This window comes from Ruegeria sp. BHSA162 (assembly GCF_059613385.1).
Genome location: NZ_JBXWSK010000001.1, coordinates 104,057 through 123,276, shown reverse-complemented (window position 1 = coordinate 123,276; position 19,220 = coordinate 104,057). Strand labels below are relative to the sequence as shown.

Below are 19,220 nucleotides of genomic sequence, written 5' to 3'. Positions count from 1 at the left end.
CTTTGAAAGCAAAGAGTGGGTATTTTGGCGAACATTCCGTTAGACTAAGTACCGGTACGAGCCGTATTGATTCGGCCATCGGAAAAACAGAACGAACCTTGGTAAAGAGGTGACAGGGGCAATGAGCCAGATCGAAGACTTACAGCGACGCATCATGGCCGCGATGTATCGGATTGGCACCGGGATCGAGGCGCTGCAATCGGCGGGTCCGGTCGCGGGCAGCGAAGATGGACAATTGCGCGCCGCCCTGGATGAGGAAAAGCTGGCCAATGCGCAATTGGAAGAGCGCCTGAAGTCTCTGAAAGAGCGGCATGATCAGGAAATCGACGCTTTGCGCGCCCAGTTGGGCGAGTCCAATGCCAAACTGGCCACCGTCGAGGCCGCGCGTGCCGAACTGTCCGAAGCCAAGGCCGCGCTGGAAAATCAGGACGAAGTTGCAGCGCTGAAGGCCGAGATCTCCGAATTGCGGCGGCAGCTGGAGGATTCAGAGCGTATCCCCGAATTGAATGCCGAACTGGAAATGCTGCGGGCCGAACGCGCCAGCCACGGCGCAGCCATGTCGCGGCTTGATGACGACCTTCAGCGCTTGCGCAAGGCAAATGACCAATTGCGCGAAGCGGTCGACGAGTTGCGCACGGCTGCTGAGGACGGCGTTCCCGATGCCGAGCTTCTGAACAAGGCAACCGTGGCCGAGCTGGAGGCCACCCGGGCCGCCCGCGCCACCGACGCGGCCGAGGCTCACGCGGTTCTGGCGCGGCTCGAGCCATTGCTGACCCATGCCAACCTGGCCGAAGGAGAGGTAGAGTAATGCCCGAGGTTACCATTCATATTGGCGGGCGCGGATTTGAGGTTTCCTGCCAGGACGGCGAGGAACCGTTTCTGCACGCAGCCGCGAAGATGCTGGATGATGAGGCCCAGGTGATGGCCGACCAGATTGGCCGTATGCCCGAGTCGCGGATGCTGTTGATGGCGGGGCTTATGCTGGCCGACAAAGCGGCGGCCACCGAGGATCGCATCAAGACACTCGAGGCGAAGCTGGCCGAAGTTGAAGGCGAATTGGAGCGTATGCGCAGTGCGCCCGCGCCAGAACCAGAACGGATCGAAGTGGCCGTTGTCCCGCCCTCGGTTACCGACACACTTGCAGAGATGGCGGCGCGAGCCGAGGCGCTGGCCTCGGTGATCGAAGAGAAGAACGCGAGATGACACATTTGCGGAGTTTGTGCCTGGCGGCGTTGGTCGGGGCGGTCTCGGGTCCGGCATTGGCACAGATTGACATCCTATCTGTGACCTTCACCTGCGAAAATGGCGTTGAGCTGCCCGTGACATACTTCAACCCCTCCGACGGTGAAGGGGCTGCGGCGATGATCGTCGATGGTCAGTTGATTGCGTTGCGCCAAGTCCAGAGCGGCTCGGGTATCCGTTACGAGTCGGTGAACGGGCAGGGGACGTATACCCTGCGGTCGAAAGGCTGGAACGCGATGGTCAGTTTCGCGGCGGCCGGAGCCACCGACGAAACCGATATTTTGAAAGACTGTGTCAGCCGCTGAGCGGCTGATCAGGCGTTTGCCTCGCGAATCTTGTCAGCGGCTTCCTTGTTGTAGGCGACACCGTTTTCATCGAATAGCGTGTCCAGCTCTCCTGACAGGGTCATTTCCGTGATGATATCACAACCACCCACAAATTCGCCTTTGACGTAGAGTTGAGGCACGGTCGGCCAGTCCGAATAGTCCTTGATGCCCTGGCGGATTTCTTCGTCCGCCAGAACGTTCACGTCGGTGTATTCGACACCCATATAGTTCAGAACACCGGCCACCCGAGATGAAAATCCGCACTGCGGCATTTCTTTGGTGCCCTTCATGTACAGCACCACATCGTTGCTTTTGACGGTCTCGTCGATCTGGGTCTTAACGTCGGTCATTTCGCGTTTCCTTGTTTACGTTCGTCCGTCTGTCGGGCGGTCATTTCGATCGGCGGCTGCGCCACCAGTTTCTTGGTTCAGTACGCTGGTTCATCGCATGAACCTCGTCGATTACATTGACTTTTGTCACGCCGTCGGCTTCCCACGGTCTGCGTTTCAAAGCGTTTGGGTCGGGGCGCATATCCGACAATCATCTTGTTCTGTTCCGTTTCAGATAGGCTTCGAGCAGAGCCTCGGCAACTACCAGCCCGCCGACACATATTCCGATCCAGACAGCCCAACCGATCATGTCACGTGACCGAATTGTCGGATGCCATCGGAATGCACAAGGCAGCGCGTGCCATCACCAGAGTGAGCATGGCACTGGCCGCCGTCAGCCTCATCACTCGGGTACTTTCGTGGTCAACGCCAGCGCGTGCAGCTCGCCATCCGGGCCGTCCATCTTGCCCTTCAGCGCCGCATAGACCGCGCGCTGCTGCTGTACCCTGTTCTTCCCGCGAAAGCTTTCGTCCACGACCATGGCGGACATGTGTACGCCATCGGTGCCGCCGACCTGGATTTCCGCATTCGGAAAGGCTTCGCGCAGCAGATGTTCGATTTCGTGGGCGCTCATTGGCATTTAAGATACTCCTGAAGGTCTTTTCAAAGATGTAGAGCGATGCCGAAGCCCGCGCAAGGGTGCGCAGCGCCCTTGAAAAAGTCAGATCCCGCGCTGATCGAACAGCGCAGGATCCGAGTATGGTTCAGCGTCGTCGTGCTCAGGCGACAGCTTCGGCAAAACTGCTGCGATACATCGCTGAGAGTTCACTCAGAGGAGCTTCGGACGCTCCGATCCGCACGGTTTCTCCGGTAAAGCGACCGACCGAAACCAGCGGCACGCCAGCCTGGCCCGCCGCAATCATCAGCGCTTCGGCCTGATCGAAGTTGCAGGCCACCAGGTAACGGCCCTGATCCTCACCGAACAGGAACTCGGTCGGGGCGTCATCAAGATGCACACCCACGCCCGCGGCTTCGGCCAGTTCGAAGGCAGCCAGTGCAAGGCCGCCATCGCTCAGGTCAGTACAGGCCTTGATCATCTCGCGGTTGGCCCGGATGAAGTCGCCGTTGCGCTTTTCCGCATCCAGATCCACATGCGGGGCGTCGCCGTCTTCGCGGTTGAAGACCTCGGCCAGCAGGGCGGATTGGCCCAGATGCCCTTTGGTTTCGCCGATCACCAGCGCAACGTGGCCTTCGCGCACCTCGGTGCCGATGATTTCGTCGGCGTGCTGCAAAAGGCCGACGGCACCGATGGTCGGTGTGGGCAGGATCGCCTGACCGTCGGTTTCGTTGTAGAGCGACACGTTGCCCGAGACGATCGGCATATCCAGCGCGGCCACGGCGGCGCCGATGCCTTGGATGGCACCGACGAACTGGCCCATGATCTCGGGCTTTTCGGGATTGCCGAAATTCAGGTTGTCAGTGGTGGCCAGCGGTTTGGCACCAACGGCGGTCAGGTTGCGATAGGCTTCGGCCACGGCCTGCTTGCCGCCTTCCTCGGGGTTGGCGCGCACGTATCGCGGGGTCACGTCCGAAGTGAAGGCCAGCACCTTGTCGGTGCCATGCACGCGCACCATGCCTGCGCCAACGCCAGGCGTACGCGCCGTGTCAGCCATCACCATGGTGTCGTATTGCTCATAGACCCAGTGCTTGCTTGCGTAGTTAGGCGACGAGATCAGCGCACGCAGCCCGTCGATCGGGTCGATCTGCGGTACCTCGCCCAGATCTTCGGCCGCCGAGGTGGGGACCCAGGGGCGGTCGTATTCCGGTGCAGTCGAGGCCAGTTTCGACAGCGGCAGGTCGGCCTTGATTTCGCCGTTGTGCATGATCAGGAAACGGTCTTCGGCGATGGTTTCACCGACGATTGCGAAATCCAGATCCCATTTCTCGAACACGGCGCGGGCTTCGGCCTCAAGCTCGGGCTTCAGCACCATCAGCATGCGTTCCTGGGACTCGGACAGCATCATCTCGTAGGCGGTCATGTTTTCTTCGCGCTGGGGCACGTTTTCCAGGTCCAGCCGGACACCCAACCCGCCCTTGTCGCCCATCTCAACGGCCGAGCAGGTCAGGCCCGCTGCGCCCATGTCCTGAATCGAGATCACGGCGCCGGTCTGCATCAGTTCCAGCGTCGCCTCCATCAGGCGTTTTTCGGTGAAGGGGTCACCGACCTGCACGGTTGGACGCTTTTCCTCGATCGTATCGTCGAATTCGGCCGAGGCCATGGTGGCACCGCCCACGCCGTCGCGGCCGGTTTTGGCGCCCAGATAGACAACGGGCATGCCCACGCCCGACGCGGCCGAGTAAAAGATCTTGTCGGCATCAGCCAGCCCGGCGGCAAAGGCGTTCACCAGGCAGTTGCCGTTGTAGGCCGGGTGGAAGCGCACCTCGCCGCCCACGGTCGGCACGCCGAAACAGTTGCCGTAGCCACCGATGCCTTCGACCACGCCGTTGACCAACTGGCGGGTCTTGGGGTGTTCGGGTTCGCCGAACGATAGCGCGTTCATTGCCGCGATGGGGCGCGCACCCATGGTGAACACGTCGCGCAGGATACCGCCCACGCCGGTTGCCGCGCCTTGATAGGGTTCGATGTATGAGGGGTGGTTGTGGCTTTCCATCTTGAAGACCACGGCCTGCCCGTCGCCGATATCGACCACGCCGGCGTTTTCACCCGGGCCGCAGATCACCTGAGGGCCCGAGGTGGGCAGCGTGCGCAGCCATTTCTTCGAGGATTTGTAGGAACAGTGCTCGTTCCACATGGCCGAGAAGATGCCGAGCTCGGTAAAGGTCGGCTCGCGCCCGATAATCTCGAGGATCATGTCGTATTCTTCGGGTTTCAACCCGTGTGCGGCAATCAGATCCGGTGTGATGGCGGGCTCTTGCATCGTGTGTCCTGTTTCCAAGGTGGCCGGGATTGCGGGCCTTTTAGGGCAACCGGGCGATTTGGGAAAGGGTCAAGAGCGCGCAGCGAACAGGAACCCGCTATTTGCTGGCAGAATGCAGCGGTCTGCGACCGGGAAATGCAGGTTGCACCACCGGAATGACGGGGACAGCAGCGCATGCGCCACTGTCCCACCGCCGTTATTGAGGCGGCTCTTCCTTCTTGTTCACTGCGTCGGCCGCGGCCGCGCCGATCGCCGCTTTCTGCTGTTCGGTCAGGTTTTCGGCCTCTTCCAAACCGGGGATGGCGACGCGCACCTCACGGCGGGCAAAGTCGATCCCGTTCTCCTTGAAGGCGGCCTTGACCCGGTTGAAGATCTCCTTGCGCAGGGTGAACTGCTTGCCGGGCTTGGCCATGAACTTGCCGCGGATGATCATGCCGACATCGTCAAAGTCGAACACGCCCTGCGATTTGAAGGGCTGCAGGAAGCCATCCTTGTGGAGCGGGTCCTCCATCATCTCGGCGCCGATCTTCTTGAAGATCTTCTTGACCTTGTTCGGGTCGGTATCGAAGGGCACGGTGAACTTCAGCTTCATGATGACCCAGTCGCGGCTGTAGTTGGTCAGCTTCTGAATCTCACCGTAAGGGATGGTATGCACCGGGCCGCGATGGTGGCGCAGCTGCATGGAGCGGATCGAAATCTTCTCTACCGTGCCGGTGGTGCCACCCACATCGACATATTCACCCACGCGGAAAGCATCGTCGATCAGGAAGAAGATGCCGCCCACGATGTCCGAGACCAGTTTCTGCGCACCAAAGCCGATGGCCAGACCCAGGATACCGGCACCAGCCAGAAGCGGCGTGATGTCCAAGCCCAGAGCGCCCAACGCCAGCAAGGCGAAGATCACCGCGATGGCCACCTGAGCAGTCACGCGCAGCAAAGGCAGAACCGTGGCCAGGCGCGAGCCGCCGACACCGCCGCCTTCGCCGGCTTCCTCATCGGGGCTCTGCTCCGAAGCTGTTTGCTCTTTGGCAAGCCGGCGGTTGATCCAGAGCGAGACCACCTCGTTCAGGATGTAGCCGATTGCGATGATGATGAAGAACTGAACCAGTTTGCTGCCGGTTTCCGAGTCCCCGCCCGCAATATCCTGCAGGTCCAGATTCCAGGCATCCGCAATCATCAGAATGACCAGAATGCCGGCCAGAACGCGTCCGATGCGGATGTAGCTGCGTTTGGTCGATTTGTAGGCACGTTCCGCGATTGGACCATCGCCCATCATCGGCGGCAGCAGGTGCCGGGTCAGCCCTCGGATCAGCGTGTCGAGCGCCGGTGCGATCAACAGCCAGAACATCGTGACGAAATGCGCGCCCTCGGCCAGAAGGGCAAACACGGCCGGATTACGCTGAGCGGCGAGGAACTCGACCAAAAGCCAGGTACCCGCCGACACGGCGATCGCAAAATACGGATAGTAGCGGGCGACTTCTTCGTCGAAATGCGTACGATCCGGATCGGAACCACGCATCATGTCGGTCAGACCGTTGCGGGCCGTCCAAGCAATGACACCGACATAGATGTGGATGGCGGTGTTCAGCCAGAAACCAAGGCGCGATTCACCCGGCATCACGCCATTCATCGCATTGAAATCCAGGATGAACAGTGTGAACCCGATCAGCAGGAACAGGCCGATCAGGTTCCGATGCAGGTATTTTGCCCATTTGTCATTCACGTTGACCAGGCGCAAGTTGCTCTGCTTCGGGGCCAGAATGAAACGGGAAATCGCGGCTCCCAGGCGGGGGAACCAGATCAGGAAGAATACGAACGGTGCCGCCTGGGCAATTTGCTGTTCGTCCAGCAATCGACGCCCGACGAAAACCAGCGTGTAATAAAAGACAAGCAGGCCCAGAAACTCGACGCAGAAGCGCTTGAACAAAAAGACAACCGCGCCTTTTAGGTTGGTCGAAGCATCCCCATCGACGACTTTGATCCAACGGCGTGTCCAAAGGCCAACCGCGGTTTCTGCGGCATACCCGATTGCAAGCGCCAGGAAGGTGAACCCGAACAGGGTTGCCAGACCGCTTGCGCCAAACTTGTTTCCGAAATTGCTGAAGGCTTCGACCTGAGCCGAAACCAGTAGCGGAACCTTGCGGATCACATCCAGCCAAGACGCAGCCATGTCGCCCGCCGAGGATGAGATCGTTTGCAGCAGCCCCTTACGGGTAGTCTGCGTTTGGGCCTGTTTCGCCGCGACCGCATCAAGCCGTTCCAGCAGAATGGCCCGGACCTGATCGTCAGACATTCGCGCCACCAGATCGTCGACCTGTTCAGGGGTCAGATCTTCTGGGATGGTGACATGGGTGGTAGTGGATTCGCTGGTGCTCTGGGCCATGCTTGGCCGGGCCAGGAACGTGACGGATACCAACGCCATCAAAAACAGGCGGAGTAGGCTGGTCATAAACTTTGTCCTCGAACACGAAATATTATGGTTTTTCGCGATCATAGGCCCGTTGGTAAAATAATTCCAAACGATTTGGCACCGCGCGCCGGGGTGCAGGCCAAAAAAAAGGCCGAGCACTAAGCTCGGCCGTAGTCCAACAGGGAGGTATGAAGATGATGAGCGTTTCAGCATCATCGCCTTCGAGTGCTCATTTAGGGATCACTCTGTGAACGATCAAGGTTTTTTGGGCGCATTGAGGGCATGTCCGCTATGCCGCGAGTGCATAGCTACAGTTTTCCCAGATGTTTCAGCTGCTTGCGATGCGCAATGATTTCATCCTGAACAAAATCTCGGAACGCTGCGACCCGTTTTGAGTGCCTCAGTTCTTCAGGATAGGCCAAATATACCGGCACATTCGCCGTCTCGATGTCGGACAGGATCGGGACCAGGTCAGGGAAATCCTCGGTCACGTAGTCGGGCAGGACGCCAATTCCGAGGTCATTGAGGACACCCTGCAGAACACCAAAGTAGTTGTTCACCGTCAGCAGTGAGCTGGGTTCGTAGGTCATAAGGTGACTGACCATCGACGCGCCAACGCCAACCTGGGGTGCGGCAGGGGTCTGACAGATCAGGCGGTGTTTCGAAATATCCTCCAGCGTCTGGGGCGCACCGCCGTGCGAATCCAGGTAGGTCTTGGTCGCATACAACATCATTCGAACGGTCATCAGACGCTTGCGGACAAGATCGGCCTGACTGGGCTCCTTCATCCGGATCGCGACATCCGCTTCGCGCATCGGAAGATCCAGCACACGTTCTTCGAGCATCAGGTCAATATTCAGGTCCGGATACTGCTCATACAGCTTGGGCAGACGCGGCGCCAGCCACAGGGTCCCGAAGCCAAAAGTCGTGGTGACCCGCAGGACTCCAAAGACCTCATCCTCGCTGTCGCGGATTCGCGCCGCGGCAGCGTCCAGACGCTTGGACATGGCCGTTGTTGCATCGAACAGCAACTCGCCCTGTTCCGTCAGAATCAGACCGCGGGCGTGGCGGTGGAACAGTGTGGCACCCAGCGATTCCTCAAGTGCGCGAACCTGACGGCTGACGGCGGATTGGGACAGATTCAGCTTGTCTCCGGCATGCGTCAGGCTGCCGGCGTCAGCTACCGCGTGAAATATTCTGAGCTTGTCCCAATTCATCGTCGCAACTTTCGTTATCCTTTGGCAGCCCTATATGAAAGAGGTAACAAATTCCATATTCAAACGGGGAAATCGTTACAGAACAGGGGGAATTTTGTATACAGGTCAGAAATTATGACCTAAAATGACGTCAAATGCAGCACACTATTCCGACGTGGGGAGGCGTCTGATGAGTCAGCCAAAGATTTCGCTCAATGACCGTTTCGATCTGACCAAAAGCCCGGTGCTTTTGAATGGCACGCAGGCGCTTGTGCGTCTGATGATGATGCAGAAGGCCCGCGATGCCGCCGCGGGTCTAAACACTGCCGGTTTGGTCACCGGATACCGGGGGTCTCCGCTGGGTGCGGTCGATCTTCAAATGTCGCGCGCCGAAAAGCAACTGGCCGAGTGCGATGTGACCTTTCAATACGGTCTGAACGAGGACCTGGCCGCCACAGCCCTGTGGGGCAGCCAGCAGGCCGGTCTGCGCGGCGACGGCAAATATGATGGCGTGTTCGGCCTGTGGTACGGCAAGGGGCCGGGTGTGGACCGGTCGGGCGATGTGATGCGTCACGCCAACATGGCCGGAACCGCCAATCATGGTGGCGTTCTGATGGCGATGGGCGACGACCACACGGGCGAAAGCTCGACCGTGCTGCATCAGTCGGAATGGTCGATGGTCGATATGTACATGCCTGTCGTCAGTCCGGCCGGGGTGCAGGAAATCCTTGATTATGGAATCTACGGCTTTGCGCTCAGCCGGTTTGCCGGGGTCTGGGTCGGCCTCAAGACGATGAAGGACACGATCGAGGTGACCTCGGTCGTGGATGGCCGGCCCGACCGGATGCAACTGGTGACGCCGGAATTCGACATGCCCGAGGGCGGGCTGAACATCCGGCTGGGCGACACGCCGCACCTGCAAGAGGCGCGGATCATCGACTACAAGCGGTTCGCAGCCGAAGTGTTTTCACACGCCAACCGGATGGACCGGCGGGTCTGGGGCAAGCCGGGCGCCAAGATCGGCATTGCCGCGGCGGGCAAGAACTGGCTGGACCTGGTCCACGCCATGTCGCTACTGAACATCGACGAGGCCGAGGCCGTACGGCTTGGGATCACCACCTACAAGATCGGCCAGACCTTCCCGTTGGACATGAAGGGGTTCCATGATTGGGCCGAGGGGCTGGACCTGATCATCATCGTCGAAGAAAAGCGCAAGCTGATCGAAGTGCAGGTCAAAGAGGCGATCTTTGACGACCGTCGCGGACGTCGCGTGTACGGCTGGTACAAGGGCGGGGCAGGCACGCTGCACCGCGAAGAGCTGTTCCCGACCCGCGGCGCGCTTGATCCGATCATGATCGCCGAAAAGCTGGGCGGGATCTTCATCGAAGAAGGCCGCGAAACCGAGGGTATCCGCGCCGGACTGGCCAGCCTGCAAGAGGCGCGCCGCAACGACAACGCGCAGGAGATCGCGACGCGGCTGCCGTATTTCTGCTCGGGCTGTCCGCACAATAGCTCGACCAAAGTGCCGGAGGGCAGCCGGGCCTATGCCGGGATCGGCTGTCACTACATGGTGCAGTGGATGGATCGCGAGACTACCGGCTTTACCCAGATGGGCGGCGAAGGCGCCAACTGGATCGGTGAGGCGCCGTTCTCGACCACGAAACACGTGTTCCAGAACCTGGGCGACGGCACCTACAACCACTCGGGCGTGCAGGCGATCCGGGCGGCGCTGGCGGCCGGAACCAACATCACCTTCAAGATCCTGTTCAACGACGCGGTCGCCATGACCGGAGGGCAGGAGAACGAGGGCCATCTGACCGCCGAGCGCATCGTGCGCGAGGTCAAGGCCATGGGCGTCCAGCATGTGGCCGTCGTCTATGACGAGAAGGAAGACGTGAACTTCAAGGCGCTGCCCGGCGACGTTGAAACCCACGAACGGGCCGAGCTGATGGCGGTTCAGAACAAGTTCCGCGAGATCGAAGGCGTGTCGGTCATCGTCTACGTCCAGACCTGTGCCGCCGAGAAGCGCCGCCGCCGCAAGCGCGGAACCTTCCCCGATCCGGACAAGCGGGTGTTCATCAACTCGGACATCTGCGAGGGCTGCGGCGATTGCGGGGTGCAGTCGAACTGTGTCTCGATCGTGCCCAAGGAAACCGAACTGGGCCGCAAGCGGGCGATCGACCAGTCCAGCTGCAACAAGGATTTCTCGTGCCTCAACGGGTTCTGCCCGTCCTTCGTCACGCTGGAAGGCGCCAAGATCCGCAAGGAAGCCACCACCGAGATCGACATCCCCCATCTGCCGCAACCGGTTCTGCCGCGGATCGACGGCACGCACAACGTGGTCATCACCGGCGTCGGCGGCACCGGCGTCGTGACCATCGGGGCGGTTCTGGCGCAGGCCGCGCAGATCGACGGCAAGGGCGCGGGCATGATGGAAATGGCCGGGCTGGCGCAGAAGGGGGGCGCGGTGCATATCCACTGTCGCCTGGCCAACAAGCCCGAAGATATCAGCGCCATTCGCGTGGCCACCGGCGAGGCGCATGCGCTGATCGGCGGTGACCTCGTGGTGTCGGCCGGGGCCAAGACGCTGGGCCTGACGCGCACTGGTCAGACCGGCGCGGTGGTCAACAGCCACGAGATCATCACCGGCGATTTCACCCGCAACACCGAGTTCCACATTCCGGTCGACCGGCTGGAACTGGCGCTGGAGGCGCGGCTGAAGGACGGTCTGGCCCTGTTCGACGCGACCGAGTTGGCACGCGCGGTGATGGGCGATTCGATCTATTCCAACATGATGGTGTTCGGTGCGGCGTGGCAGCGCGGGCTGCTACCGGTGAGCCACGAGGCGATCATGACCGCAATCGAGCTGAACGGCGCGGCGGTCGAGCGCAACAAGCGCGCCTTCGAGGTCGGCCGCTGGGCGGTTTTGCACCCCGAGGAAGTGGCGCGCATCGTGACCCCCACGGTGACCGAATTGCCCAAGACGCCCGAGCAGGCCATCGCCTTCCGGGCCGATCATCTGGTTGCCTATCAGGGCAAACGGCTGTCCAGGCGCTATCTCAAGCTGGTCGAGTCGATCGAAGACCCGAAGGTCCGGGATGCAGTCGCGCGTGGGTATCACAAGCTGTTGTCCTACAAGGACGAATACGAGGTGGCCCGCCTGCTGCTGGACAGCCGCGACAAGGCCGCCGCCGAATTCGACGGCGACATCAAGATGACCTTCCACCTTGCTCCGCCGATCCTGGGGGGCAAAGGGCCGGACGGGCGTCCGCGCAAACGGCAATTCAGCGAATGGCTGCTGGGGCCGATGAAGGTTCTGGCCAAGCTGAAGGGGCTACGTGGCACGCCGCTGGACATCTTCGGCTATACCGCCGAGCGCCGAATGGAACGGGCCTTGATCCGTCAGTATGAGGCGGACATGAAAGAGGTTCTGCCCAAGCTGGATGACAACACCCGCGATGCGATTGTCGCGCTGGCGCGGTTGCCGCTGGACATCCGCGGTTTCGGTCCGGTATTGGCCGCCAACGAAGCCAAGGCCGCCAAGCGGCGCGAGGAACTTCTGGCCGTGATCCGGCAGGGAGGAACCGAGACGCGGGCCGCGGCCGAGTAACGTCATATCGGTGTCATGGAGGCGCGGTAGGGTTCCCGTCCGCGCCGTCCGATGACGGCCACACCGGAGACCCGTGATGAAATCACGTCGCCAAGTCGCTCGGGACATTTCCTACGCCCATTCTGCTGAAACGCGGGGTGGGCGCATGGTCATCAAACTGATGGAGAACACGACCGGTCGGCTGCGTCTGATCCGGCGCGCGGATGGTTACGAGCGCGAGGTCGCCAATGGCCGTGATTTCTGGTCGGTCATGGTCGAACGCTACGGGCTGAGCCTGAACGTGGTGGGCGGGGCGTTGTCAAACATCCCCAAGGACGGCCCGCTGATCCTGATCGCCAACCACCCCTACGGGATTCTTGATGGGCTGATGATGGGGCATGTGCTGTCCCAGACCCGCGGAGATTTCCGGATTCTGGCCAATCATGTGTTCCACAAGGCCGAGGATCTGAACCGGATCATCCTGCCGATCTCCTTCGATCAGTCCAAAGAGGCGATGCGGCTGAACCTGCAAACCCGAAAAACCGCCTTGGATTATCTGGGGCAGGGTGGGGCAATAGGGATTTTTCCCGGTGGCACGGTCAGCACGGCGGCCCGACCCTTCGCGCACCCGATGGACCCGGGCTGGCGCGGTTTCACCGCGCGGATGGTAGCCAAGTCAAATGCCGCCGTGGTGCCTTTGTTCTTTGATGGGCACACCTCACGCCTGTTCCAGATCGCCAGCCATCTGCATGTGACGCTGCGCATGGGTTTGCTGATCAAAGAGTTCAAAAAGCGTGTCGATACCCCAGTGGATGTGGTCGTGGGGCAGCCCATCGGCCGCGACGTTCTGGACCCATTGGCCGGCGATACGCGCAAGATGATGGATTTCTTGCGCAAAGCCACGTATGAGCTGTCTCCGAAGCCGCTGAAGTCGTATGACTATGGCTATGAATTCGAGGAACGGCATCGCGCCTGAAGGGGCAAATGGCAGTAGGCATCTTTGATTCCGGATTGGGCGGGCTGACCGTCCTGAACGCCGCGCAGACACGTCTGCCGGAGGTGGATTTCCTGTATTACGCGGACAGCGCGCACGCGCCGTATGGCGTGCGCGACGCCGAGGATATCTACAACCTGACCCGAAACGCGGTGCAGGACCTGTGGTCGCGCGGCTGCGATCTGGTGATTCTGGCCTGCAACACAGCCAGCGCCGCGGCGCTTCGGCGGATGCAGGAAGAGGGCGTGCCGCAGGGCAAGCGCGTGCTGGGTGTGTTCGTGCCGCTGATCGAGGCGCTGACCGAGCGCCAGTGGGGCGACAACAGCCCCCCGCGCGAAGTGGCGGTCAAACATGTGGCTCTGTTTGCCACGCCGGCAACCGTGGCAAGCCGCGCGTTTCAGCGTGAACTGGCGTTCCGCGCCATCGGCGTCGATGTTGAGGCGCAGGCCTGCGGTGGCGTCGTCGATGCCATCGAGGACGGTGACATGATCCTGGCCGAAGCCCTTGTGCGGAGCCATGTGGACGCGTTGAAGCGCAAGATGCCGCAACCGCAGGCTGCGATCTTGGGCTGCACCCATTACCCCTTGATGGCCGAAGCCTTTCAGGCAGCGTTGGGACCGGACGTGCAAGTGTTCAGCCAAGGCGACCTGGTGGCCGAAAGCCTTGCGGATTATCTCCAGCGGCATCCGGATATGCTGGGCGGGGGTGAGGCGGGTTACCTGACCACAGGCAATCCGCAGAAGGTCAGTGACCGGGCAACGCAATTTCTCCGACGACAGATCACCTTCAAAGCCGCCTGACTTAGGTCAAGGACCGGCCCCTGTCATGAATTTATTCGGTACCTGTCATGTCGGCGGGTGCCAGACGTGTCACATAAATCTACGAGGTCTGACATGACCCACAAAATCGCAATCCTGGGCGCTTCGGGCTATACCGGTGCCGAACTGGTGCGGCTGATTGCCGAGCACCCGAACATGGAAATCACCGCCCTGGCGGCCGAGCGCAAGGCCGGGCAGACCATGGCAGAAGTGTTTCCGCATCTGCGCCATCTAAATTTGCCGCGTCTGTGCAAGATCGAGCAGATCGACTTTGGCCAGATCGATCTGTGCTTTTGCGCGCTGCCGCATAAGACCAGTCAGGAGGTCATCCGGGATTTACCCTCCGACCTCAAAATCGTTGATTTGTCAGCGGATTTCCGGCTGGCCGACCCCGATGAATACGAGAAATGGTACGGCAATCCGCATGCCGCACTCACGCATCAGGATGAGGCCGTCTACGGACTGACCGAGTTCTACCGTGAGGACATCCGCGCTGCGCGGCTGGTGGCTGGCACCGGGTGCAATGCTGCCACGGGGCAGTATGTGCTGCGGCCGTTGATCGCGGCTGGTGTTATCGACCTGGATGATATCATTCTTGATCTGAAATGCGCCGTCTCCGGGGCGGGGCGCGCGCTGAAAGAGAACCTTCTGCACGCCGAACTGAGCGAGGGCACCAACGCTTATGCCGTCGGCGGTACCCACCGGCATCTGGGCGAGTTCGATCAGGAGTTCTCGAAACTGGCGGGCCGCACGGTTCACATCCAGTTTACGCCGCACCTGATCCCCGCGAACCGGGGCATTCTGGCGACCTCGTATGTGAAGGGTGATCCGCAGAGCGTTTATGAAACGCTGTGTGCAGCCTATTTAGACGAGCCTTTCATTCAGATGCTGCCCTTTGGCGACACACCTTCGACCCACCATGTGCGCGGATCGAACTTCTGCCACATCGGCGTCGTTGCTGACAGGATCGAACGGCGTGCCATCGTGATTGCGGCGCTGGATAACCTGACAAAAGGTAGCAGTGGGCAGGCCTTGCAGAACGCAAACCTGATGTTAGGTGAACCCGAAACGACGGGGCTTATGATGGCCCCACTGTTCCCATGAGGGCGAGATGAAGACGCTGAAGAAACGTCGTCGTGTACAGATCATTCTGTTGGCTTTTGTGGCTTTGGCCCTGGCGACGGGCTTGATCGGTTATGCCATGCGAGACGGGATCAACTATTTCCGCTCGCCCAGCCAGGTAATCGCCGAACCGCCGGCGCCGAACGAGGTGTTCCGCATCGGTGGCTTGGTAGAAGAAGGCTCGATCGTACGTGGGCAGGGTGAAACCGTACGGTTCACCGTCACCGACGGGGGTGAGAGCGTGAAGGTGGCCTTCACCGGTGTCTTGCCTGATCTGTTTTCCGAGGGTCAGGGGATGGTCGGCACCGGAAGCTACGTTGATGGCGTGTTCCAAGCCACTGAAATTCTGGCAAAACACGACGAGACCTATATGCCGAAGGAGGTCATCGATGCCTTGAAGGAGCAGGGCGTCTACGAAGAGCCGGCAGACAGCTGAAACAGGACAGCCTTCGGTAGGTTGCCTGAATGAGTGTTCAAGGGCGTTGCGCGATCTGGTCGTGCAGCGCCCTTCTTCGTTTCATGGATTTAAGGATTTCACCGGACCGTGGGCCGCATAGGAACACAGAGGTGCAGCATGCAGTCGGTTCAACAGATTGCCAACGAGATCGTAACCCGCGAGGGCGGCTTCGTCGATGATCCGGACGACCCCGGAGGGGCCACGAAATACGGTGTCACAATCCATACGATGCGACGGTTGGGCCTTGACCTGACGCGTGACGGCACTGTCGATCGCCGCGACGTGATGGCGCTTGGCCGGGATCAGGCCGTCGCGATTTTCATCACGCATTACTTTCAAAAGCCCGGCCTCGCACGGGTGCCCGACGCGCTGCAGCCGACGCTTTTCGATATGTACGTGAATGCGGGCGGACAGGCCGTACGCATCCTGCAGCGTCTTTTGGTGCAGATGGGTTTTTCGCTCGCCGTGGATGGCGTTTTGGGGCCGCGAACGGCTGGGGCGTGCGATCAGGCCGCAAATCCCGATCCGGTGGTGTTGCGCGACGCGTATGGGGTGGCACGAAGGAACTACTATTTCCGGCTGGCTGACCGACGTCCGGCCTTGCGCAAATACGTGCGCAGCCGCAACGGTGAGAAAGGGGGGTGGATCCGCCGGGCCGAGGAGTTTCTATCTCCGCCCTATCACCTGAGCATGGCCGAGTTTCAGCAAAGGATAGCCGCATGGGACTGATCGCAGGTGTTTTTGATCTTCTGTTCGGGGGTGGGCGCAACGTGGTGCGCGAAACTGCCGAGGTTTTCCGCGAGAACTCGGAGGCCGGTGCGGAACGCGCTGTTGCGCTGCGCGGACAGGCGATGAACCAGTTCGGCGCGGAATTCGAAGCTCCCCGCAAAGGCGGGTTTGACCGTTTCATGGACGGTTTGAATCGGTTGCCAAGGCCTGCATTGGCGCTGGGGACATTGGGTCTGTTCGTGGCCGCGATGGTCGATCCATTGTGGTTTGCGGCGCGGATGCAGGGAATTGCGCTGGTGCCCGAGCCGCTGTGGTGGCTACTGGGCGTCATCGTGTCGTTCTATTTCGGAGCGCGGCACCAAGCGAAGGTTCAGGACCTTCAGCGTGATATCTCAGTTACGATGATGCGGGCGCCACAGGTCATGGCCAACTTGCAAGCTCTTCACGAGATGCGAGCGGAAAGTCCGGGGGCTGCCGATCCGAGGCCGGATGCCGAACTGACGGCCCAGGTGATCATCCCCGATCACAACCCGGCGCTTGAGGACTGGCGGCGTCTGCAGCGCGCCTGACCCGCGACACTATGTGCGCCTGATTGCGGCGAAAGTGATTGGCGCTTGCCCGGGCGCGGGATTATACCCGTGCCCATGATTACCGAGCTTGGACATTTCGCCCTTATCCTGGCCTTCATGGTGGCCATAGTTCAGACAGTCGTGCCATTGATTGGCGCCGCAAAACGCTGGCCGTCATGGATGCTGTTCTCGGAGCCCGCGGCTATTGCTCAATGTCTTCTGACAGGATTTGCCTTCGCTGCGCTGGTGTGGGCCTTTGCGACCTCGGATTTCTCGCTGCGTATCGTGGTGGAAAACAGCCACTCTCTGAAGCCGATGCTGTATAAGATCAGCGGAACCTGGGGAAACCACGAAGGCTCGATGCTGTTGTGGGTGCTAATCGTGGCGCTTTTTGGCGCAACGGCCGCACTTTTCGGCCAGGGTTTGCCACCCACGCTCAAGGCCCGTGTCTTGGCGATGCAGGCCGCAATCGGGGTGGCGTTCTACGCCTTCATCCTGTTTACCTCCAACCCGTTTGACAGGCTTCCCGTGGCGCCGTTTGACGGCCGCGATCTGAACCCCTTGCTGCAGGATCCCGGTTTGGCTTTCCATCCGCCGTTTCTGTACCTTGGATATGTGGGCCTGAGCATGGCATTCAGCTTTGCTGTCGCTGCCCTGATCGAGGGGCGGGTGGACGCGGCGTGGGGTCGTTGGGTTCGACCGTGGACCCTGGCAGCGTGGATATTCCTGACCATCGGCATCGCGTTGGGATCCTGGTGGGCCTATTACGAACTGGGTTGGGGCGGATTCTGGTTCTGGGATCCTGTGGAAAACGCGTCTTTCATGCCGTGGCTCCTGGCCGCCGCCCTGTTGCACTCGGCTATCGTGGTCGAAAAGCGCGAAGCCTTGAAAAGCTGGACCATTCTGTTGGCGATCATTGCGTTTGGCTTTTCTCTGATCGGCACCTTCATCGTGCGCTCGGGCCTTCTGACGTCGGTTCACGCCTTCGCAAACGATCCTGAGCGTGGTGTGTTCATCCTGTTCATTCTGGTGGCGTTCATCGGCGGAGCGCTGATCCTGTTCGCCGCCAGGGCGCAGGCGATGGAGGCCAAGGGGCTGTTCGGAATGGTCAGCCGTGAAAGCGCATTGGTGCTGAACAATATCCTGCTGGCTGTCAGCAGTTTTGTCGTGTTCTTCGGGACCCTGTGGCCGATGGTTGCCGAGATGATGTTCGACCGAAAGCTTTCGGTCGGGGCACCGTTCTTCAATGCGGCCTTTACGCCGTTCATGGTGGTGCTGGGCATCGCATTGCCGCTGGGCTCGATGCTGCCGTGGAAGCGCGGCAGGCTGGGCCGCGTCGCATGGCAGCTGCGCTATGCCTTTGTTCTGGCCGTTTCGCTGGCCGTACTGGTTTGGGTGCTGCAGACGGGCCGCAGCGCGCTCGGGCCGGTTGGTTTGTTCCTTGGCGCATGGATCACCTTCGGCGCCGCGGTCGATCTGTGGAGCCGCACAGGCCGCACCGGCGGCTTCCGGCGTCTGATGCGTCTGCCGGGTGCGGATTGGGGCAAGGCGATCGCCCATACCGGTCTGGGGGTCACGATCTTTGCGATTGCCGGCCTGACCGCCTGGGAGGTCGAGGACATCCGTGTTGCGCGTATCGGGGAAACCTTCGACGTGGGCGGTTTCTCGTTCACTTTGGACGGCGTGCGCGAAGTTGAGGGACCGAACTATTTCTCCACCATGGCCGATGTGCAGGTTCAAAAAGATGGTCGAGAGATAGCTACGTTGAACCCGGAAAAACGGACCTATCCGGTGGCCGCCATGCCCACGACCGAGGCTGCGATTGACTACCGTTTTCTGCGTGATGTCTACGTGGTCATCGGGGATCAGCAGGACGATGGCGGCTGGGTCATGCGTACTTACATCAAACCTCTTGCGAATTGGATTTGGGGAGGCTGCATTCTGATGGCTCTGGGCGGATTGTTCAGCTTGTCCGACCGCCGCTTCCGGGTGGCCGCAGGCGCGCGCAAGGCCCCGGTAAGCGGGGTACCTGCGGAATGAAACGTCTGATCGTTTTGTTGTTGTTGCTGGCATCGCCGCTGATGGCGGTCCAGCCGGATGAAGTCCTGGAGGATCCGGCGCTCGAAGCCCGAGCACGAGACATCAGTACGGGCCTGCGTTGTCTGGTCTGTCGAAACGAAAGCATCGACGAAAGCAACGCGGAACTGGCCCGTGACCTGCGCATTTTGCTGCGCGAACGGCTGGTCGCGGGCGACACCGATGAAGAAGCGGTTGCCTATATCGTCGACCGCTACGGAGAATACGTGCTGCTCAAACCCACGACCACGGGGGCGAACCTTCTGTTGTGGCTGGCAGGGCCGGCCATGCTGTTGATTGCGGCGGGTCTGGGGTGGAACTTCCTGCGCGGTCGTGCGCGGGTTGACGAGACCTCCGCCGTAGACGGATTGAGTGACGACGAGAAAGAGCGCCTGCGCCGGATTCTTGAAGACTGACGTGCGGT

At 60.7% G+C, this 19,220-nt stretch carries 17 protein-coding genes; 12 read left to right on the top strand and 5 right to left on the bottom strand.

Going from position 1 to position 19,220, the window contains the following annotated elements:
* Nucleotides 1-121 precede the first annotated feature (121 nt).
* Genes AC2FM5_RS00665 through AC2FM5_RS00655 form a run of 3 tightly spaced genes read left to right on the top strand, consistent with a single transcriptional unit; the run spans nucleotide 122 to nucleotide 1,547 of the window.
* Entirely contained in the window at nucleotides 122-808 is a 687-nt protein-coding gene (locus AC2FM5_RS00665; RefSeq protein ID WP_496733314.1) for a hypothetical protein, read from the top strand.
* Nucleotides 808-1,203, top strand: a complete 396-nt coding sequence (locus AC2FM5_RS00660; protein ID WP_170339348.1) for a cell division protein ZapA — start codon at nucleotides 808-810, stop codon at nucleotides 1,201-1,203. Before AC2FM5_RS00665 ends, AC2FM5_RS00660 begins: the two co-directional genes overlap by 1 nt.
* Before the next feature lie 56 nt (nucleotides 1,204-1,259).
* On the top strand, nucleotides 1,260-1,547 hold the full coding sequence (locus AC2FM5_RS00655; protein WP_254920121.1) for an MliC family protein: 288 nt from the start codon (nucleotides 1,260-1,262) through the stop codon (nucleotides 1,545-1,547).
* Between the two features lie 8 nt (nucleotides 1,548-1,555).
* Here the strand turns inward: AC2FM5_RS00655 and grxD are convergent, their stop codons facing one another.
* From grxD to AC2FM5_RS00630, 5 genes are all read right to left on the bottom strand, one after another.
* Entirely contained in the window at nucleotides 1,556-1,918 is a 363-nt protein-coding gene (gene grxD, locus AC2FM5_RS00650) for a Grx4 family monothiol glutaredoxin (RefSeq protein WP_170338767.1), read from the bottom strand.
* A gap of 382 nt (nucleotides 1,919-2,300) precedes the next feature.
* A complete protein-coding gene (locus AC2FM5_RS00645) occupies nucleotides 2,301-2,537 on the bottom strand; it encodes a BolA/IbaG family iron-sulfur metabolism protein (RefSeq protein WP_093961963.1) in 237 nt (78 codons plus the stop codon).
* Nucleotides 2,538-2,676: 139 nt separating this feature from the next.
* Entirely contained in the window at nucleotides 2,677-4,836 is a 2,160-nt protein-coding gene (purL, locus tag AC2FM5_RS00640) for a phosphoribosylformylglycinamidine synthase subunit PurL (RefSeq protein ID WP_496733311.1), read from the bottom strand.
* Between the two features lie 196 nt (nucleotides 4,837-5,032).
* Nucleotides 5,033-7,285, bottom strand: a complete 2,253-nt coding sequence (locus tag AC2FM5_RS00635; RefSeq protein ID WP_496733309.1) for a mechanosensitive ion channel domain-containing protein — start codon at nucleotides 7,283-7,285, stop codon at nucleotides 5,033-5,035.
* A 269-nt stretch (nucleotides 7,286-7,554) separates the two neighbouring features.
* On the bottom strand, nucleotides 7,555-8,463 hold the full coding sequence (locus AC2FM5_RS00630; protein WP_093961966.1) for a LysR family transcriptional regulator: 909 nt from the start codon (nucleotides 8,461-8,463) through the stop codon (nucleotides 7,555-7,557).
* A 169-nt stretch (nucleotides 8,464-8,632) separates the two neighbouring features.
* Here AC2FM5_RS00630 and AC2FM5_RS00625 point away from each other — a divergent pair, with 169 nt between their 5' ends.
* The 9 genes from AC2FM5_RS00625 (at nucleotide 8,633) to AC2FM5_RS00585 (ending at nucleotide 19,212) form a co-directional block, all read left to right on the top strand.
* A complete protein-coding gene (locus tag AC2FM5_RS00625; protein ID WP_496733308.1) occupies nucleotides 8,633-12,052 on the top strand; it encodes an indolepyruvate ferredoxin oxidoreductase family protein in 3,420 nt (1,139 codons plus the stop codon).
* 76 nt (nucleotides 12,053-12,128) lie between these two features.
* Complete coding sequence (locus tag AC2FM5_RS00620; protein ID WP_496733307.1) at nucleotides 12,129-13,007, top strand: lysophospholipid acyltransferase family protein; 879 nt, start codon at nucleotides 12,129-12,131, stop codon at nucleotides 13,005-13,007.
* Nucleotides 13,008-13,015: 8 nt separating this feature from the next.
* Nucleotides 13,016-13,825 (top strand): glutamate racemase, encoded by an 810-nt coding sequence (locus AC2FM5_RS00615; RefSeq protein ID WP_170357695.1) that lies wholly within the window; start codon nucleotides 13,016-13,018, stop codon nucleotides 13,823-13,825.
* 93 nt (nucleotides 13,826-13,918) lie between these two features.
* Nucleotides 13,919-14,947, top strand: a complete 1,029-nt coding sequence (gene argC, locus AC2FM5_RS00610; protein WP_496733306.1) for an N-acetyl-gamma-glutamyl-phosphate reductase — start codon at nucleotides 13,919-13,921, stop codon at nucleotides 14,945-14,947.
* Nucleotides 14,948-14,954: 7 nt separating this feature from the next.
* On the top strand, nucleotides 14,955-15,401 hold the full coding sequence (gene ccmE / locus AC2FM5_RS00605) for a cytochrome c maturation protein CcmE (RefSeq protein ID WP_170338751.1): 447 nt from the start codon (nucleotides 14,955-14,957) through the stop codon (nucleotides 15,399-15,401).
* A gap of 138 nt (nucleotides 15,402-15,539) precedes the next feature.
* A complete protein-coding gene (locus AC2FM5_RS00600) occupies nucleotides 15,540-16,151 on the top strand; it encodes a holin-associated N-acetylmuramidase (protein ID WP_496733305.1) in 612 nt (203 codons plus the stop codon).
* Nucleotides 16,142-16,720: a holin family protein gene (locus AC2FM5_RS00595; protein ID WP_496733304.1), complete on the top strand. Its 579-nt coding sequence runs from the start codon at nucleotides 16,142-16,144 to the stop codon at nucleotides 16,718-16,720. Before AC2FM5_RS00600 ends, AC2FM5_RS00595 begins: the two co-directional genes overlap by 10 nt.
* Before the next feature lie 75 nt (nucleotides 16,721-16,795).
* The gene (locus AC2FM5_RS00590; RefSeq protein ID WP_496733303.1) at nucleotides 16,796-18,760 is read left to right on the top strand and encodes a heme lyase CcmF/NrfE family subunit; all 1,965 of its coding nucleotides are present in this window, start codon (nucleotides 16,796-16,798) and stop codon (nucleotides 18,758-18,760) included.
* A complete protein-coding gene (locus tag AC2FM5_RS00585) occupies nucleotides 18,757-19,212 on the top strand; it encodes a cytochrome c-type biogenesis protein (protein ID WP_170338745.1) in 456 nt (151 codons plus the stop codon). The genes AC2FM5_RS00590 and AC2FM5_RS00585 overlap by 4 nt, the downstream gene beginning before the upstream one ends.
* Nucleotides 19,213-19,220: the final 8 nt, after the last annotated feature.

Bases quoted from the DNA above. Each gene is read 5' to 3' on its own strand.
- AC2FM5_RS00660 (WP_170339348.1), top strand. From the start codon at position 808: ATGCCCGAGGTTACCATTCATATTGGCGGGCGCGGATTTGAGGTTTCC.
- AC2FM5_RS00665 (WP_496733314.1), top strand. From the start codon at position 122: ATGAGCCAGATCGAAGACTTACAGCGACGCATCATGGCCGCGATGTAT.
- AC2FM5_RS00595 (WP_496733304.1), top strand. From the start codon at position 16,142: ATGGGACTGATCGCAGGTGTTTTTGATCTTCTGTTCGGGGGTGGGCGC.
- argC (WP_496733306.1), top strand. From the start codon at position 13,919: ATGACCCACAAAATCGCAATCCTGGGCGCTTCGGGCTATACCGGTGCC.
- AC2FM5_RS00625 (WP_496733308.1), top strand. From the start codon at position 8,633: ATGAGTCAGCCAAAGATTTCGCTCAATGACCGTTTCGATCTGACCAAA.
- AC2FM5_RS00630 (WP_093961966.1), bottom strand. From the start codon at position 8,463: ATGAATTGGGACAAGCTCAGAATATTTCACGCGGTAGCTGACGCCGGC.
- AC2FM5_RS00620 (WP_496733307.1), top strand. From the start codon at position 12,129: ATGAAATCACGTCGCCAAGTCGCTCGGGACATTTCCTACGCCCATTCT.
- AC2FM5_RS00615 (WP_170357695.1), top strand. From the start codon at position 13,016: ATGGCAGTAGGCATCTTTGATTCCGGATTGGGCGGGCTGACCGTCCTG.
- ccmE (WP_170338751.1), top strand. From the start codon at position 14,955: ATGAAGACGCTGAAGAAACGTCGTCGTGTACAGATCATTCTGTTGGCT.
- purL (WP_496733311.1), bottom strand. From the start codon at position 4,836: ATGCAAGAGCCCGCCATCACACCGGATCTGATTGCCGCACACGGGTTG.
- AC2FM5_RS00590 (WP_496733303.1), top strand. From the start codon at position 16,796: ATGATTACCGAGCTTGGACATTTCGCCCTTATCCTGGCCTTCATGGTG.
- AC2FM5_RS00645 (WP_093961963.1), bottom strand. From the start codon at position 2,537: ATGCCAATGAGCGCCCACGAAATCGAACATCTGCTGCGCGAAGCCTTT.
- AC2FM5_RS00600 (WP_496733305.1), top strand. From the start codon at position 15,540: ATGCAGTCGGTTCAACAGATTGCCAACGAGATCGTAACCCGCGAGGGC.
- AC2FM5_RS00635 (WP_496733309.1), bottom strand. From the start codon at position 7,285: ATGACCAGCCTACTCCGCCTGTTTTTGATGGCGTTGGTATCCGTCACG.
- grxD (WP_170338767.1), bottom strand. From the start codon at position 1,918: ATGACCGACGTTAAGACCCAGATCGACGAGACCGTCAAAAGCAACGAT.
- AC2FM5_RS00585 (WP_170338745.1), top strand. From the start codon at position 18,757: ATGAAACGTCTGATCGTTTTGTTGTTGTTGCTGGCATCGCCGCTGATG.